A 530-nucleotide genomic window follows, 5' to 3' on the forward strand; every position below is an offset into this window, starting at 1 on the left:
GGGGGCTGGCGTGAGGCGCACACCCTCCTCCAAGTTCGGTCGGATTACTCCGATGACCTCAGCCGGGTCGACATACTGCACAGGAATAACTTGAACGTTGGTCTGGATGCCGCCAGCGAGATCGGCCAAGCGCCCCACTCGAATGCCTTGCTCACCCGCAGCCAGTCCATAGCCGTGCGGTCCCAGCGCTTTGTCGAGTAGCCGCAGCACCTCACTCGCTGGCACTTGGCGGGCTGTATGAAGGGTCATCTTCCCTCCGACGCCAGGATCGATGGTAAAGGGCATGCTCATGACATCGCCTACGACATCCTGCACGACCTGGCGAATGTCGGCATTGGTATAGTCGAGGCTCACGCGCCTGCTATCCGACACAACCGGCAGCTTGCGTTCCACTGTGGCCGCGACTGGCTGCGCTTGCCTCTGTCCCATCACTTCAAAGCCTTTAGTCTGCGGTCCGCGAATTTCTCGCACAGACGCGGAGCCAGACGGGACGGAGGACGGAGAGTTCAGCAAGACCCCCCGCTCGGCAA

At 61.5% G+C, this 530-nt stretch carries 1 pseudogene; it reads right to left on the reverse strand.

What is annotated here, in order from left to right:
• Nucleotides 1-354 (reverse strand): annotated as a pseudogene (locus NKH97_RS33260) (hypothetical protein); the annotation flags it as partial.
• Between the last annotated feature and the right edge of the window lie 176 nt (nt 355-530).

The sequence above is a fragment of the Mesorhizobium sp. M0870 genome (assembly GCF_040319775.1).
Taxonomy (GTDB): Bacteria; Pseudomonadota; Alphaproteobacteria; order Rhizobiales; family Rhizobiaceae; genus Mesorhizobium.